Genomic DNA, 16,154 nt, shown 5'->3' on the forward strand with positions numbered 1-16,154 from the left:
GGCCACCTTCTCCCCGTGAACGGGGAGAAGGGACGAAAAATTACTTCTTGTTCTTCGCCAGCCAGTCCTGCTGCTCCTTTGTCAGGAAGGCAGCCCACTGGTCGGCGACGTCCTTGGCCGTCTTCTGGCCAAGCAGCACTTCCTGAAAATTCTTGATGGCTACTTGGTCGACGAAATTGCCGAGGTTTTCCAGATGCGTCGGAGGCGTCACCATTTCGTATTTGGAACTGTCGCTGAGCTCGGTGAACCAGCCCTTGAACTGCTCGGTTTTGAAGTGGGGATCCTGGTCGGCGCCGTTGTGAATCGGCACGACGCCGACTTCCTTGGCCCATTCCAGATTGTCCTTCGGCGACAGAAGGGTCGCCATCAGCTTCCAGGCATCGTCCTTGTGCTGGGAATTGGCGAACATCGCCCAACCAGCATAACCCAGTGTCGGATAGGATTTGCCGCTTGGTCCGACCGGCAGCGGAGCCACGGCGAAGTCGTCGGCGCTCATCTTGTCGGCGATGCCGAGCAGCGCGTCCGGATCCTGGTTGAGCATGGCGCAAGTGCCGGAATAGAAGCCGGTGACGGTCTCGTTGAAGCCCCAGCTCACGGAATCCTTCGGCGCAAGACCGTTCTTGTACATGTCGGCCAGCATCTGCAGGCCCTTGACCGAGCCCTCTTCATTGATGGTCGAGGTGCCGTCCTCGTTGAAATAGCCGCCCTTGCCGGCGGCGATGTTCATGAACATGTGCATGCCATTGAAGGCACCCGGCCCGCCGCGCAGGCAGTAGCCGTATTTGCCGGGAATGGCCGAGATCTTCTTGGAATCGGCGACGAATTCGTCGAGCGTTGCCGGCGGGCCGTCGAGACCGGCCTCCTTGAACAGCTTCTTGTTCCAGAACAGCGCGTTCACATAGTAGCCATAGGGGATCATGAACTGGGTGTTGTTCACGGTCGAGCCGAACTGTTTGGCACGCTCGCCCAGCGTCTTGGCGTCGTCCCACTTGGCCATATAGGGGCCGAGATCCTCGAGCTGGGCATTGTTGGCGTAAAGCCCCATCCAGCGTTCCGGCATCTCGACCACGTCAGGCGTGTCGCCGGCCTGCACCATGGTCAGGAATTTTTCGAAGGCCTGCCCCCAGGGCAGCGAGACGAGCTCGACCTTGACGCCCGGATTGGCCGCCTCGAACTCGGCGATCTGCTTCTTGAGGAATTCGGTGCGTGGCGGGCTGGTGATCACCTCGACCATTTTCAGGGTCGAATCGGCCAGCGCGCTTCCGGCGGAAATCGCCAGCCCCGCAACGGTGGCAAGCATGACGGTCAGTTTTTTCATGTTCAAGACTCCCATTTTGAACCCGCTTGTTATTTTCTGGCTTTTTCGAAGGCCTGAGCGACATCCGCCCAGAGATCCTCGACATTTTCCAATCCGACATTGAAGCGGATGGTTCGGGGGCTGACGCCGAAGCGCGCCATCGAATTCAGTCCCGGCGTCTGCTCTAGCGACGCCTTGGCCGGTACGACCAGGCTCTCATGCCCGCCCCAGCTGACGCCGATGCGGAAATATCTCAGCGCGTCGACGAAGACGGGAATGTCGATGTCGTCCGTCACCTCGAAGGAGAACAACCCGCCATAGCCGGCAAGCGTCGCCTTGCCCGGATGGTTGGAATAGGCGGGGTGGTTGACCCGCTCGACATTGCCATGCGCCTTCAGCCGCTCGGCGATGGCGAGCCCGCTCTTCATGTGGTGCGGCAGGCGCAGCGGCAGCGTGCGCAGGCCGCGCAGCAAAAGCCAGGCCTCGAAAGGCGATAGCTTGCCACCGAGATAGGAATAGGTCTGCTCGTTGATGTGCTTGATATGCGCGGCCGAGCCTGCGACCACGCCGGCGACCGTGTCGCTGTGGCCACCGAGATATTTCGAGGCCGAGTGCAGCACCAGGTCGACGCCGTGCGTGATCGGCTTCTGGAAAACCGGCGTCGCCCAGGAATTGTCGATGGTGGTGACGATGCCCTGCTCTTTTGCCAGCCGGGTCAGATGCGGCAGGTCCTGGAGCTCGAACACCATCGAGGTCGGGCTTTCCAGGTAGAGCAGCTTGGCGCCGGGCAATGCCGCCGCGACCGCGTCCGGGTCGGAGCCCTCGACGTAGTCGACCTTGATGTCGAGCCGCGGCAGGAGGCGTTCGAACAGCCGGTAGGCATCGCCATAACAATTGCGCACCGCAACGATGCGCTCGCCTGCCCCGACAAAGGCAAGCACGGTGGCGCTGATCGCCGCCATGCCGCTGGAGAACCCACGTGCGGCCTCGGCGCCTTCGAGAGCCGCGACACGCGACTCGAACTCCATGACCGTCGGATTGTCGCCGCGCGAATAGATCGGCTGCTTTCGTTTGCCGGCAAACGTCTCGGCCATTTCGGCATAATTGGCGAAGGTGAACAGCGACGTCTGGTAGATCGGTGGCACGACGGCGCCACCGGGGAACGGTTCGTCATGCGCCAAGAGCGTCGCCGCCTCGGCGAGATAGTCGGGATCGAAACCGGCTGGCTGCTCGTTCATCTCAGGTCCGAAAGTTTGAGTTTGGCCGCACCGCGCTTCAGGTCGTCCTCGACGGTTGCGATGAGCTTCAGCGCCTCTGCGCGGGCGCCTTGCGGATCGCGTGCGGCGATGCGTTCGTAGATGGTGCGGTGATAGGGAAAGCTGGCATGGCCGAAATCGCGCACGCCGAGCGGATGCTCCCAGAAGCGATGGAACAGTTCGTGCATGGCGGCGATAATCTGTTCGAACAGCGGATTGCCGGAGACCCGGTAGATCGCCTGGTGGAATTCCCAGTCCTCTTCCGACGACATGCCGTCAAGGGTGCGAAACGCCTGCTCCATGATATCAAGCTTGCGTTCGATCTCGGCAATGTCGGCCGGGCTTGCCCGCTCGGCGCACAGCGCCGCCGCTTCCGCTTCCAGTGCGCGGCGGATTTCCAGCGTCTGCATCAGGCTGGTGAAGTCGTTGCCGCCGGCCAGCGTCAGCGGCAAATGCAGCATGTCGGGCGAGACGGCCGCCTTAAGATAGGTGCCGCTGCCTTGCCGGCGTTCGACCAGGCCCAATCCCTCCCACCGGGTCAGCGCCTCGCGCACCGTGTTGCGGCTGACCTTGAGCCGTTCGGCCAGGATGCGCTCGGTCGGCAATCGCTCGCCAGGCTGCAAGGCCTCGGCGCGGACGAAGCCCACCAATGCCTTCAGCACGGCGTCGTCGCGCGCCGTCGTCTGAATGGGTGGCAGGCTGTTCTGGTCCACATTTCCTCCAAGTGGTCCAATGGTCCAACCAATTTCTGCACAGATGAAGCCCTCCTGTCAATCGCGTGTCAGGAGACTTTCAGTCTTCGGCCCAAGGAGGTTGTGAAGCGCCATGTTCGGAAGGATGCGCGGCAGCCGGCCCGAACCATCTGGTCAACGCATCGGCCAATCCCTGTTGCGTCCCAACTCCTACCCAGGCCACGTATCCATCGGGCCGGATCAAGACAGCGTCGGGCACAGCGACCGTTCCCAGTACGGGAAGCTCCCAGGCGCCGGCATACACGGCGTCGATCTGCCGAATCCTGTCGGTCCAAGGCGCAATGTCCAGTCTGCCTGGCTCACCGAAATTGAGGAGCACCGGCCGCGCGTCGTGCAGCAAGGTAAACAGCCGCAACGGCCCGTTGGCGGTGAGCAGGTCGAGGTCGGGTATTCGCCGCCCAAGCAGCGCGTGGCCTTCGCCGAGGTCGTAATGGACACCCAGGCCGGACATGTCCGCGGCGGTCCGTTTGCGTGGCCCATCCATGGCGAGCAGTTCGGCAAAGGTGTCGCCCAGAGCCTTGGTGCGTGCATCCATGCGACGGAGCGCAACCTGCGCCAGCGCGTTGCGCAGCACGCGGGCGGCGACCGGATGGCGTTCGGCATGGTAGCTGTCGAGCAGGCTGTCCGGTGATATCAGCTTGACCACCTGTGCCAGTTTCCATCCAAGGTTGACTGCGTCCTGCACACCGATGTTGAGGCCCTGTCCGCCCATTGGGGGATGGATGTGCGCGGCGTCGCCGGCCAGCAGAATACGTCTGTCGCGGTAAGCGGCAGCCTGGCGCGTCATATCGGTGAACCGCGAAATCCAGGTCGGACTGTGGACCCCGTAATCGGTGCCATACACCGCGACGAGCGCCTCGCTGAGATCGCGCAGTGTCGGTTCGCCACCAATGGTCAGTTGTCTCTCGGTCAGCACGACACCCAGCCGGCCACCTTCCTCGACCTTGCCAATCGCATGAATACCATGGGCGTCGCTGCGAAAGCCCACTGCTGGTTCCTCCGCCATCTCGACCTCGGCGATCATCCAGCTCATCGTCGGATCCCATCCGTCGAACGCGATGCCCGCCGCCTTGCGGATCATGCTGCGTCCGCCGTCGCAGCCGACGAGATACTGCGTCCGCAACCGCTGGCCACCGGACAGCTCGACATCGACGCCACCGTCATCCTGTGCAAAACCCGTGACGTCCTGTCCGCGACAGATCGGCACTCCCAACTCGCTGATCCAGTCGGCCAATATCCGCTCGATATGGTTTTGCCGCAGCGCCAGCAGATAATTGTGCCGCGTGGGAAAATCGCTGACATCCAGCCGGATCATGTGGAAGCCGACGGACGGCGATCGCTGTCCCTGCGATAGGAATCGGTCGGCAATTCCGCGCTGGTCGAGCACCTCGATGGTGCGTGCGTGCAGGCCACCCGCGCGCGAGCCGATGAGTTCCTGGTTCGGGCGCCGCTCGACAATGGCCACATCGACGCTTGCCAATGCGAGTTCGCCAGCCAGCATCAACCCGGTCGGACCGCCTCCGACGATCACCACCGCGTGGTCCCGACGCACTTGGCCTCCTGACAACCATTCCGGCATTTCGCCACTCCCGTTTCCGTTAATTTGGGTCGTGGTTTTACGGGAACAGCCAGGTCTTGCCGCAAGCCCCTTGTGCGCCATATCTACGAAATTGAGGGGATAGCTTTTCTCCTTCCCTTTTTAGTACGGCAGTGAAAAGTCGCGGCGCTGCGAAGTGACGGCTCACGCGGGGCGCAACGGAAGCCGTTACAAGCCAGGAAAGCGTTCCTTCAGACCCTGCCGCGCACAAAATAGCCCCGGCACTTCCGGGGCTTGACGCAGATTCCTAATGTCGTGTCGGACAAAGGGGGCCGGTCGGCGTTTGGCAGCGGTACGAGGAGGCCACTATGTGCCAGCGCCGGCCGGCCGACCCCACGGACCCAGGAGATGCGGCGGACCTGAGCATCATGGGGTATTCCTGAGGGACCGAGCCGGCGATCTACCCTCGTGCCGGCTTCGTCTTGCCTGCACATTTGCGCAAGAGCTTATGAAAATCAACAGTTTCTTAACCAAGGCTCGCGAATCGCTTGGATTAAGGTAAATGGGTAACCCTCTTGGGTTGACGGGCCGGCCCGGCCGTCAGGCCGCCTTGGCAACGACGCGGTTGCGGCCGCCGCTCTTGGCTTCGTAGAGCGCGAGATCGGCGCGCTTCATCAGCGCCGCCACCGTATCCACGCCCTTCAGCACCGATGACACCCCAACGCTGACGGTGACCTCGATCGTCTTGCCGTCGGCACCGATGGCGAACGGCATCTGGGCGATTTCGGCGCGGATGCGCTCGGCCACCTTCTCGGCCACGGTGCCGTCTGTGTCCGGCATCACGACCACGAACTCCTCGCCGCCGAACCGGCAGGCAAGATCGATACCCCTGACGTTCTTGCGCAGCCGCCGCGCGAATTCGCGCAACACCTCGTCGCCGCCATCGTGACCATGCGTGTCATTGATAGACTTGAAGCGGTCGAGATCGGTGATCATCACCGACAGCGGCCGGCGCCGCGCCACGGCGCGGTCGAACAGCGTCTGCAGATGGCTGTCGAGATAGCGGCGGTTGTGCAGACCGGTCAGGCCATCGGTCACGGCCATTTCGATGGTCTGGGTGACGCTGGCGCGCAATTGGTCATTGTAGCGCTTGCGGCGCACCTGGGTGCGCAGCCGCGCCGTCAGTTCCTGCTGGTCGATCGGCCGCATCAGATAGTCGTTGATGCCGAGTTCAAGCCCACGGATGATGCGCTCATCCTCGCCCTCCTCCGCCAAAAGGATGATCGGCACGAAACGGGTGCGGTCGAGCGAGCGCAGTTGCGAGCAGAGCCTGAGCGGATCGAAGTCGGCGAAGGCCGTCGAGATCATCACGCATTCATAGGGGGTTTCGGCGGCCTGGAAGAACCCGGCATGCGGATCGCCAGTGACGTCGACGTCGGCACGTTCGCGCAACATCTTCTGGATGCGCTCGACCGACGATTTGCGCTCGTCGATCAGAAGCACTTTCGGCGTGGTATCCTGGGACGCGAAATTGCGGCTCAAAAGTTCTTCGATGCCGATGTTGCGTGTGGTCGAGGCGCGCAGCCGAAGCTCGTCGGTCAGCGACTTCAGGCGGACAAGGCTCTTGACGCGCGTCATCAGCTGCAGGTCGTTGACCGGCTTGGTCAGGAAGTCGTCGGCGCCCGCCTCCAGCCCGCGCACGCGGTCGGAAACCTGGTCGAGAGCCGTGATCATCACCACCGGAATGTGCGACGTCGCCGGATCGCTCTTCAGCCGCCGGCAGACCTCGAACCCGTCCATATCGGGCATCATCACGTCGAGCAGCACGACATCGATTTTGCCGTTCTCGCAGGTCTCGATCGCGTCGGGCCCGTTGGTGGCGGTCAGCACCTCGAAATATTCGGCAAGCAGCCGGACTTCCAGCAGCCTCACATTGGCAGGGATGTCGTCGACGACGAGGATCCGCGCGGTCATTTCACAAGGCTCCGGCTCGGCTGGAAGGGAACATCAGGCATCGCCCAGATAGGATTTGATGGTTTCGATGAAGCGCGGCACCGAGATCGGCTTCGAAATATAGGCCTCGCAGCCACCTTGGCGGATGCGCTCCTCGTCGCCTTTCATCGCGAAAGCAGTCACGGCAATGACCGGGATGACGTGCAAATCGTCGTCCTCCTTCAGCCATTTGGTCACTTCCAGCCCCGAGACTTCTGGCAGTTGGATGTCCATCAGGATAAGGTCCGGCCGGTGTTGGCGCGCCAGGTCGAGCGCTTCCAGGCCGTTGCGGGTGCGCACCGTCTCGTAACCGCTTGCTTCGATGAGGTCCCGAAAGAGCTTCATATTGAGCTCGTTGTCCTCGACGATCATGACCTTCTTAGGCATCGAAATCCCGTCCCGGCCGTCCTCCGCCCGGAGGTGGCCGTCATGCGCTCGTTCCTTGGACGCACCAAACCCTGCTTCACGATACGGCAATATGATTGACGAAACGGAAACCCGCGGCCTGCAAAGCACCACGAATTCCGCCCTCGCCTCCCACGCGTCCAAAAGGCGCCACACTCTAATGGCTTGCCGCAAGCAACTCTTGCCATTACTGCGGGAGAGACTCATTCCACACACCGAAGGTAGTGATGGCAAACGCAGCGTCAATGCGCGAAGAGGCCGAAACCATTGCCGTGAAGGCATTGGGCTTCGTTGCCGCGGATCCGGAGCTTTTGCAGCGCTTTCTGGCGATTACGGGAATAGAGGCGCATTCGATCCGCAGGGCGGCCGGCGAGCCGGGTTTCCTCGCCGGCGTCCTGCAGTTCATCCTCGCCCACGAGCCGACTTTGATGCGCTTCGCCGAGGAAACCGGCATCCCGCCGGCGGCTGTCGGCAAGGCGTTGCGCGCCTTGCCGCTTGGCGACGACAATCACGAGCGTTCCACATGAGCGATGATCCCGAAACCGCGCGGCAGATCGAGGAACTGGCGGCCGACGACCGGCCGCTGCTGGTACTCGACGTCGACGACGTGGTGCTCGAATTCATCCGCCCGTTTCCGCATTTTCTCAAGGAGCGCGGCTATGGCCTGACCCTGGCTTCCTTCCGGCTGACCAGCAACATTGCCGAAACGGCCAGCGGTCGCCTGATCGAACAACCCGAGGTCACGGCACTCCTGGGCGATTTCTTCGACGCGCAAGCCGATTGGCAGGGCATCACCGATGGGGCCGCGGAAGCTTTGACGGAGCTCGGAGACCGGGCGGAAATCATATTGCTGACGGCCATGCCGCACAGGCATCGTGGCGTGCGCCGCGCCCACCTCGACGCCCTCGGACTAAGCTACCCGCTGCTGACCACCGAAATGGCCAAGGGTCCGGCGGTGGCCAAGCTGCGCGGCAAGACCAGGCGGCCCGTGGTCTTCGTCGACGACCAGCCAGCCAATCTGGCGTCGGTGCGGGACTCGGTCGCCGACGCAAATCTTTTCCACCTGATGGCCGACAATTCGCTGCGCGCGTTCCTGCCGCCGGTCCCGAACGATGTCATCGTCGTCCAGGATTGGCACGAAGCCGCGCCTAAGATCGCTGGCGCGCTGGGGTTCTAATCTAAGCGTTTTGGTGCGATCCCGGACGGAAAACCGGGGCGCAATTTTTCCTGGAATTGCTCGAAGGCAGAACCCTCAAGGCTTGAGCTTCGCCCCTGCCCCGCCGTTAGCGCTGCCGCCATTATCGCTGCCGCCATTGTCGCTGCCGCTCTCGCCCGAGCCGTCACCGTCGTCGACGCTGTCGTCCACCGCCGGGTCGGCGGGCTTCAGCATGACGCCATTGACGGCGACCGATCCGTCGGCCTTGGTGTTGATGACCCATTCCAGCTTGCCGTCCGGCAGCGTCTTGGCAAAACCCTTCGCCATGAGGGCAACAGGCACGTACTGCCCGACCTCCGGCTCCGCTTTCGCCGCTTCCTGCAGGTGCTCCATGATCTTGTCGAAGCCGGCGACGTCGACAGTGAGATTGGCGTCGGGTTTCTGGCCGAAGCTTGTCATCTCACCTTCCAGCGCGATCTCCATGTCCTTGTTCTTCACGGTGCTGTGGCCGATGATAACCTTCGGCGTCTTGGCCAGGAAGTCGGCTTTGAGCTGGTCGCCGAATTCGGCCGGCAGCGGCGGATCCTGATTGAGATCAAAGGCTTCGATCGCCTTCTTCGCCATGCTGTCGAGATCGATGTTGGCGCCGCCGAAATTCAGGTCGATATCGGTGGGCAGCAGGGCCACGCTCCAACTCGGCAAGAGCTGCTGCGGCACGGTCAGCCCCGAAGCCTTGATGCCATAGCTGACCTTGCCGTTCTGGGCGACCCCATCGGAACCGAACGCTATGCCGAACTGGGTTGCCCCGAACGTACCGATCGGGCTGTCGACCGCGAAATCCTTGAAGCCATAGGTTCCGTCGATACGCTCCCACACCGGAAGTGCCGCAAGCAGAAGCGACTTGAGCTGCGCCTGGTTTGCCTTCAGCATCTTCTCGTCTTCATTGGCCACGCCAAACGCCAGGAGGTCGAGCAGAGGCTTGGTCTGGACGCCCTTGCCGCTGGCCTCCACAGAAAATTCCGGCGACTTCACGGTAACGGGAAAATTCAGTCCGCTCTCGGGATCATTGAATTTTATCGCTTCGACGAAGTTCGAAATCTTTTGCGATGTCGTGAAATCGACGCCGCCATTGGCCGCCTTGGTCGCGGAAAGCGTCATAGTGCCGGCACCGGCGCTCGCCTCCATCTGCTGCTTGCTATCCTGCGACGACATCGTCATCCCGGCCATCGAGCTTGTGGCGCTGGTGAAGGCCGCCAGCTTGGGGTCATAAACGCCGCTGGCCTTGCCGTCCTTGATCGAGAATTGCGTGCTTTGCTTTCCCTGGGGGCCGTTGAATTCGAAGGACGCGCTCTGCGAAAAATCAATCGAGACATCCCAGGACCCATCACTGCGCGGCTTGACCAGGAGGGCGTAGGGCGCAAAGTCGAATTTCATCAGCTTCTGGTCGGGAAAGCTGCTGGCAAGCGCCTTGAAATCGAACACGATCTTGTAGGCGTCGCCTTCGGCCGAAACCTTCAGAATACCCTTGTCGAGCGCCTGTTTGCCGACATAGCGGGACAGGTCATCGGACAATTGCTTGGCGCCCTGGCTGTCGACGGTCTGGCCGAAAGCAGGCGCACTGAGCAGAAGCGCGGTAAAGGCAACTGGCAACATACGGTTCACGGGAATTCTCCGTTCGATCGAAGGCAAAATTCGTCTCGTATCTCTGGTAGGGAAATACCATCACGACTGCAAGACGATGACAGTCAGGCATTCGGCTTCAACACCAGCCGCATCGGCGGCGGATGGTTCGTCGACCAGCCGCGCAATCTGGCACCGCTGCAGAATCAAGGATTCAGTTTCGCCCCGCCCCCACCGCTACCGTGATCGGCCGGCTTCAATATGGCGCCATTGACCATCACGGAGCCGTCGGGCTTGGCATTGATGACCCACTCCATCCTGCCGTCCGGCAACGTCTTGGCAAATCCTTTGACGGCCAATGCGAAGGGGAAATATCGGGCCGCTTCCGGTTCGGTTTTAGCCGCCGTCTGCAAGGTCGCAACGATCTTGTCGTAGCCCGCGACATCGACGGTCATGGTTGCATCTGGCTTCTGGCCGGGGAAGGTCACTTCGCCTTCTAGCGCAATCTCCGTGCCTCCATTCTTGAAAAGGCTGTGACCGACGATGAATTTTGGTGTGTTGGCCATGAAGTCGGCCTTGATCTGATCGCGGAACCCCGCCGGCAGCGGTGGGTTCTTGCCGAGATCGAATGTAGCGATCGTCTTTCTCGCCATGCTGTCGAGGTCAATGTTGGACCCGCCGAATTTCAGATCAAGCTCGGTGGGAAGTATTGCGGCGATCCAGCCGGGTATGACCTCGGGGAAGGTCAAGCCAGAGGCTTTGATTGCGTAATCGAGCTTGCCATTCCGGGCGACGCCATCGGCCTCGAACGCGGTGCTCAGTTGCGCCGCGCCCCAATTGCCCGCGTATGTATCAAAGGCAACGTTCTTGAACGAATAGGTTCCGGCCAACCGGTCCCAGAGCGGCAGCGCGGCGAGCAGAAGCGCTTTGAGTTCCGCCTGGTCGGCTTTCAGCCGCGCCTCATCTTCATGGGCTACGGCGAAGGCCAATAGATCCAGGAACGGCTTTGTCCGTATCGCTTTGGCGGTTACATCCACGACGAGGTCCGACGCCTTGATCGCTCCAACAGTCCGGTCGTCGATTTTAACCGTTTCGACCAAGTCGGCTATCGCCCGCGTCACCTTGAGATCGACACCACCGTTCGCCGACTTGCTGGCGCCGAACTTGGAAGTGCTCGAGCCGATGCCGAGTTCCGTTACTTGCCTGGGCATGCGCGACGTCACCGTCATGCCTGCTATCGAACTGGCGCCCTCGGCAAATGCCGCCAGCTCAGGATCGTAGACACCCGTGAACTTGCCGTCCTTGATGACGATCTGCGCGCTTGTCTGACCATTCGGATCATCTACTTGAATTGACCCGCTGGTCGAAAAATCCGAGGAGACGTCCCAGTTGCGGTCGCCGCGAGGTTTGACCAGCAGCGTGTAAGGCGGGAAATCGAACTTCGGCGGATCCTGTTTCAGCAAGCCGGCGGCGATCGCCTTCAAATCGAAGGTGATCTTGTAGGCATCGCCTACGACCGAGACCTTCAAAATGCCCTCGTTGAGCACCTGCTTCCCGACATAGCGTGACAGCTCATCGGAAAGCTGCTTTGCGCCCCGATTGTCGACGGTCTGCCCCCAGGCAGGCGCAACCAGAGCAAAACCAAGAACAGCTGGCAGAACACGCTTCACTTTAGTCTCCCCCTTATTTCCTGATGAGCAAAAATCGCTTTGCTGTAGAAAATACTATATACAACTATGAGCTGAAGCTTCCTTACAATATCAGCCGCATCAGCGGCCGGCCGGCCTTGCGCTCCACAAGTCTCTCGAATCCGGCCTTCTCGAAGACCCCGGATGAGCCTACGAACAGGCCGATCGAACGCGAATCGCGGGACAGGTCGATCGGGCAAGCCTCGACAAGCCGCGCCCCGTTCCTGCGGGCGAAATCGATGCCGCCTTCGACGAGGCGGTGCGTGATGCCCCTGCCGCGCGCCTTGGTGCGGATGAAAAAGCACGAGATCGCCCAAACGGCCGGATCGGACGCGTCGGCGGGATCGATCGGCGCCGAACCCCTGCCCTTGTTGTTCCATTCGGGCACGTCGGCTCGTGGCCCGATCTGCATCCAGCCGACCGCCTTGCCATCCTCGAAAGCCAGCACGCCGGGCGGTGGGCCGGCTTCGATGCGCGCCTTGATGTGATCCTTGTTGCGTTCACGGCTGCTCTCGCGCCGCGCCGCCGGAGCCAGCCGGAAATGCGTGCACCAGCAGCCGTAGCAGGCGCCCTGCTTGCCGAAAAGGTCCTCGAAATCAGGCCAGAGCTCAGGCGCCAGCGGCACTATGGTCGTGCTCATGCATTCTCCCCAGGCCAGGCTTGTCGCTGGCCTTGCGCTGTCGTACCATTGCTTCTGTTCTCTTTATGTTCGCAGCGATGGCGGCTCCTGTCAACAATCCCGATCACGGTTTTTGTCGTGACTGCCTGACGTTTCAGCGCGGTGAATCGCGCCGCTGCGAACGCTGCGGCAGCCCTCGACTTGCCCGTCATCCCGAGCTTTACCGGCTGCATCTGGCCCACATCGATTGCGATGCCTTCTATGCGGCGATCGAAAAGCGCGACAACCCGGCGCTCAAGGACAAGCCGTTGATCATCGGCGGCGGCAAGCGCGGCGTCGTCTCCACCGCCTGCTATATCGCGCGCATTCGCGGCGTGCGTTCCGCCATGCCGATGTTCAAGGCGCTCGAGGCCTGCCCCGAGGCGGTCGTGATCGCGCCCAACATGGAAAAATACGTGGCCGTCGGCCGCGAGGTGCGCGCCATGATGCAGGCGTTGACACCGCTGGTCGAGCCGCTGTCGATCGATGAGGCCTTCCTCGATCTCGCCGGCACCGAACGGCTGCACGGCCTGCCCCCGGCGGTGGTGCTGGCGCGCTTCGCGCTGGCGGTGGAGAAGGAGATCGGCATCACCGTTTCATCAGGTCTGTCCTATTGCAAGTTTCTCGCCAAGATCGCGTCCGACTTCCGCAAGCCGCGCGGCTTTTCCGTCATTGGCGAGGCCGAGGCGGTCGGCTTCCTGGCGGCGCAACCGGTGACAATGATCTGGGGGGTCGGCAAGGCGTTCAACGCCACGCTCGAACAGGATGGCATCCGCACCATCGGCCAGCTTCAGAAAATGGAGCGTGGCGACTTGATGCGCCGCTATGGGGTGATGGGCGAACGGCTCTACCGCCTTTCGCGCGGCGAGGATGTCCGCCGCGTCGACCCCGACCAGGACGCCAAGAGCGTATCGGCCGAAACCACTTTCGACACCGACATCGCCTCGCTGGAAGAGCTGGTCTCGGTACTGAGGGGGCTGTCGGAAAAAGTCTCGGCACGGCTGAAGAAGTCGGGCATCGCCGGGCGCACCGTGGTGCTGAAGCTGAAAACCCAGGACTTCAAGCTGCGCACGCGCAACCGCCAGCTCGGCGACCCGACCCGGCTCGCCGACCGTATCTTTTCGACCGGTGTGGAACTCCTTCGCAAGGAGACTGACGGAACGAAATTTCGGCTGCTCGGCATCGGCGTCAGCGATCTCTCCGACGACGACAAGGCCGATCCACCGGATCTGGTCGATGTCCAGTCGCGCAAGCGCGCCATGGCCGAAGGCGCCATCGATGCATTGCGCGACAAGTTCGGGCGCAAGGCTGTGCAAACCGGCTACACCTTCGGCAAGGGCCGCGATGCCCATCCGCCGGAGCCGCTCGAAGATTGAGCCCGATCAGCTGCGTCGAAGATCGATGCGGCTGGTCACCACGTTTTTGCCAGTCTTGGGATCACGGTCGACCACGGTCAAAACAATGCCGTCGGCCCCGTTTTTCTGTACGGTAAGCTGCGCGGCGAGGTCGCCGTTGACCTCCTTGGCCCAGCGGATGGCGAGGTTTATCGCATTGCCGGAACGGCGTCCGTTCAGCTGCGCCGGTCCGGTGCGCGATCCCACATAGACGCCGCTGTATTTGCCGCCGCTGACCTTCAGACGAGCGCTGATGGCGCGTGTCACCAGGATCAGGCCGCGGCAGTTGCCGTCGAGCGACAGCGAGGCTGAGGTCGCGTTCGACTTGAAGCTGCAAGAGACACTGACGTTCGGCACATCCGTGGTTACCTGGACAGTGCCCTTGCCAGCGAAATTGCCGTTGAACGACTGGAGAAATTTGGTCTCGTCGGCATGAGCAGCGCCCGCGGCAATCACCAGGCAGCCAGCCAGCGCGACTTGCGCGAATAGTCTCATGAAACTCTCCTTGTCGAGATGGGAATGCGCGTTTGCCCGGCACGGACAATAAGAGGCTCAACGCCCGCGGCCGTATCAGGTTCCGCTCACTCGCAGCACGACTGTTCTCAAAGCCTTCGCCGCGACTGGCCCAGAAGAATACATGGACTAGCGATTGCTCCGGCAACCACGGCCTGCGACATAGCTGAATGGCACCCACCCCTTCGATCCCCAAGGCCGCGTTCTGGATGGCGCTGTCGATCACGTCGTTCCTGGCGATGTCGGTCGCCGGCCGCGCCACGACGGCCGAACTCAACGTCTTCCAGGTGCTGGAATTGCGTTCGATCATCGGGTTCTTCATCTTGCTGCCGCTGGTGATGGCGACAGGCGGGCTTGCCGCGATGCGCACGCAGCGGCCGCTGGCCCATATCGTGCGCAATGTCGTCCACTATAGCGGCCAGGCTGCCTGGCTCTACGCGTTGACGCTCATTCCGCTGGCGGTGCTGATCTCGATCGAATTCACCACGCCGATCTGGACGGCGATCCTGGCGGTCACGTTTCTCGGCGAAAGACTGAGCCGGCCGCGGCTCGCGGCGATCGTGCTCGGGCTGATCGGCGTGGTCGTCATCGTGCGTCCAGGCGTCGGCTCGGCGGATGTGGGCCATCTGGTCGTGCTGGGCGCGGCGGTCTGTTTCGGCGTCTCGCTGGTGCTGGTCAAGTCGCTGACGCGCACGGACAGCGTCGTGCGGATCATCTTCTGGATGCTGGTCATTCAGTCAGTGGTCGGCCTTATTCCGGCCCTTTACGAATGGCGCAACCCCTCGCTTGCACTGTGGCCGTGGATCGTCCTGATCGGTTTCACCGGCATGTCGTCGCATTTCTGCCTCGCCCGCGCCCTGGCCTATGCCGACGCGACCGTGATCTCGCCGATGGATTTCCTGCGCGTGCCGCTGTCGGCATTGATCGGCTGGCTGCTCTATCAGGAGCAGATCGACGCCTTCACCGCCGGCGGCGCATTGCTGATCCTGACAGGCAATCTGCTCAACTTGCAGCGCAAAACCGTAAAGCCGGCCGAGGTCGCGGCGTCATAGCACTGCCGGTCAGTTCCCTTCGTCTGGAATGTTGAGCACATGGCCGCAGGCCTTGCAGTGCACGGCGTCCGGCTCGTGCCGCCGCAGCCCGCATTGCGGACAGGGAAAGAACACCTTGGCCGGCCGAAAGATCGCCTGCGCCAGCCTGACGAACAGCGATATGCCGATGATCATGGTGACGATCGCCGTCAGCTTGCCGGCGATGCCCGGCAGCACGATGTCGCCGAAGCCCGTCGTCGTCACGGTGGCGACGGTGAAGTAAAGCGCGTCGACGTAGTTTTCCAGTCCGGATCCGTTGCGGAAAAAGAACGTATAAACGAAGCCGGTGATGACAAAGAGAAAGGTCAACAGGTTGATGACCGCGTGGCTTGCCTCGCGCCAGGGTCGCAGCCCGCGCATTTCGAAATGCCGCCAGATCGAACCGCTGCGCGACAGCGACCACAGCCGCAGGATGCGCAGAAAGCCGAGACTTGCGAGCGCCGTCGGCATCAGCAGCGTCAGAAGGATGAAGGCATCCACCCAGAAGGTAGGCTGCTTCATCAGGCGCAACATGTCGTTGGAGGCCAGCAGCCTGGCAATCAGATCGGCGGCGACGAGAGCCGCCACCGCATAGTCCAGCCACAGAAACGAGGCCGACTGCTGGATGACCGGCGTGGCGATGAAAAAGGCGATGATGGCGAGGTCGATGATGACAGCCACCAGTTGGAACCAGAACGCGCCCGGCGAGCGGCCATGGTAGAGCCTGCGCAGCATGTCGCGTAGCCGCGCCGCCGCGGAAAGGTCCTGCGATGCGCGCTTCCCCTTGGCCTTCATGCCGGCATGAGCAGCAGGTGA

The 16,154-nt window shown here is 62.1% G+C and carries 15 protein-coding genes; 4 read left to right on the plus strand and 11 right to left on the minus strand.

The window, feature by feature from the left end:
- Positions 1-40: 40 nt before the first annotated feature.
- From FJW08_RS02855 to FJW08_RS02885, 6 genes are all read right to left on the minus strand, one after another.
- Complete coding sequence (locus FJW08_RS02855; RefSeq protein WP_140808675.1) at positions 41-1,318, minus strand: sugar ABC transporter substrate-binding protein; 1,278 nt, start codon at positions 1,316-1,318, stop codon at positions 41-43.
- Positions 1,319-1,347: 29 nt separating this feature from the next.
- Positions 1,348-2,535 (minus strand): PLP-dependent transferase, encoded by a 1,188-nt coding sequence (locus tag FJW08_RS02860; RefSeq protein WP_140808677.1) that lies wholly within the window; start codon positions 2,533-2,535, stop codon positions 1,348-1,350.
- Positions 2,532-3,266 (minus strand): FadR/GntR family transcriptional regulator, encoded by a 735-nt coding sequence (locus FJW08_RS02865; protein WP_140757603.1) that lies wholly within the window; start codon positions 3,264-3,266, stop codon positions 2,532-2,534. Before FJW08_RS02865 ends, FJW08_RS02860 begins: the two co-directional genes overlap by 4 nt.
- A 79-nt stretch (positions 3,267-3,345) precedes the next feature.
- Positions 3,346-4,884: an FAD-dependent monooxygenase gene (locus tag FJW08_RS02870; protein WP_246682187.1), complete on the minus strand. Its 1,539-nt coding sequence runs from the start codon at positions 4,882-4,884 to the stop codon at positions 3,346-3,348.
- A 558-nt stretch (positions 4,885-5,442) separates the two neighbouring features.
- Positions 5,443-6,816 (minus strand): PleD family two-component system response regulator, encoded by a 1,374-nt coding sequence (locus FJW08_RS02880; protein ID WP_140757605.1) that lies wholly within the window; start codon positions 6,814-6,816, stop codon positions 5,443-5,445.
- A gap of 33 nt (positions 6,817-6,849) precedes the next feature.
- Positions 6,850-7,221 carry a response regulator gene (locus FJW08_RS02885; RefSeq protein WP_006334976.1) on the minus strand — a complete coding sequence of 124 codons (372 nt, stop codon included), beginning with the start codon at positions 7,219-7,221 and terminating at the stop codon, positions 6,850-6,852.
- Positions 7,222-7,466: 245 nt separating this feature from the next.
- Between FJW08_RS02885 and FJW08_RS02890 the strand changes: the two genes are divergently transcribed.
- Positions 7,467-7,766 (plus strand): DUF3572 domain-containing protein, encoded by a 300-nt coding sequence (locus tag FJW08_RS02890; protein WP_140808679.1) that lies wholly within the window; start codon positions 7,467-7,469, stop codon positions 7,764-7,766.
- Positions 7,763-8,416 carry a hypothetical protein gene (locus FJW08_RS02895; protein WP_140808681.1) on the plus strand — a complete coding sequence of 218 codons (654 nt, stop codon included), beginning with the start codon at positions 7,763-7,765 and terminating at the stop codon, positions 8,414-8,416. Before FJW08_RS02890 ends, FJW08_RS02895 begins: the two co-directional genes overlap by 4 nt.
- Positions 8,417-8,491: 75 nt before the next feature.
- On the opposite strand, the gene FJW08_RS02900 is transcribed toward FJW08_RS02895, so the two are convergent.
- The 3 genes from FJW08_RS02900 to FJW08_RS02910 form a co-directional block, all read right to left on the minus strand.
- On the minus strand, positions 8,492-10,048 hold the full coding sequence (locus FJW08_RS02900) for a hypothetical protein (protein WP_246682188.1): 1,557 nt from the start codon (positions 10,046-10,048) through the stop codon (positions 8,492-8,494).
- Positions 10,049-10,221: 173 nt separating this feature from the next.
- The gene (locus tag FJW08_RS02905) at positions 10,222-11,562 is read right to left on the minus strand and encodes a hypothetical protein (RefSeq protein WP_140808685.1); all 1,341 of its coding nucleotides are present in this window, start codon (positions 11,560-11,562) and stop codon (positions 10,222-10,224) included.
- A gap of 205 nt (positions 11,563-11,767) precedes the next feature.
- Positions 11,768-12,343: a GNAT family N-acetyltransferase gene (locus FJW08_RS02910; protein WP_140808687.1), complete on the minus strand. Its 576-nt coding sequence runs from the start codon at positions 12,341-12,343 to the stop codon at positions 11,768-11,770.
- A gap of 65 nt (positions 12,344-12,408) precedes the next feature.
- Here FJW08_RS02910 and FJW08_RS02915 point away from each other — a divergent pair, with 65 nt between their 5' ends.
- Positions 12,409-13,737 (plus strand): DNA polymerase IV, encoded by a 1,329-nt coding sequence (locus FJW08_RS02915; protein WP_140808689.1) that lies wholly within the window; start codon positions 12,409-12,411, stop codon positions 13,735-13,737.
- A gap of 6 nt (positions 13,738-13,743) precedes the next feature.
- Here the strand turns inward: FJW08_RS02915 and FJW08_RS02920 are convergent, their stop codons facing one another.
- Positions 13,744-14,250 carry a hypothetical protein gene (locus FJW08_RS02920; protein ID WP_140808691.1) on the minus strand — a complete coding sequence of 169 codons (507 nt, stop codon included), beginning with the start codon at positions 14,248-14,250 and terminating at the stop codon, positions 13,744-13,746.
- A gap of 188 nt (positions 14,251-14,438) precedes the next feature.
- On the opposite strand from FJW08_RS02920, the gene FJW08_RS02925 reads away from it, so the two are divergent.
- Positions 14,439-15,320, plus strand: coding sequence for a DMT family transporter (locus FJW08_RS02925; RefSeq protein ID WP_140808693.1), 882 nt, complete (start codon positions 14,439-14,441; stop codon positions 15,318-15,320).
- 9 nt (positions 15,321-15,329) lie between these two features.
- On the opposite strand, the gene FJW08_RS02930 is transcribed toward FJW08_RS02925, so the two are convergent.
- Positions 15,330-16,133 carry a potassium channel family protein gene (locus FJW08_RS02930; RefSeq protein WP_140808695.1) on the minus strand — a complete coding sequence of 268 codons (804 nt, stop codon included), beginning with the start codon at positions 16,131-16,133 and terminating at the stop codon, positions 15,330-15,332.
- Positions 16,134-16,154: the final 21 nt, after the last annotated feature.

It is taken from the genome of Mesorhizobium sp. B3-2-1 (genome assembly GCF_006439515.1).
Lineage (GTDB): Bacteria > Pseudomonadota > Alphaproteobacteria > Rhizobiales > Rhizobiaceae > Mesorhizobium.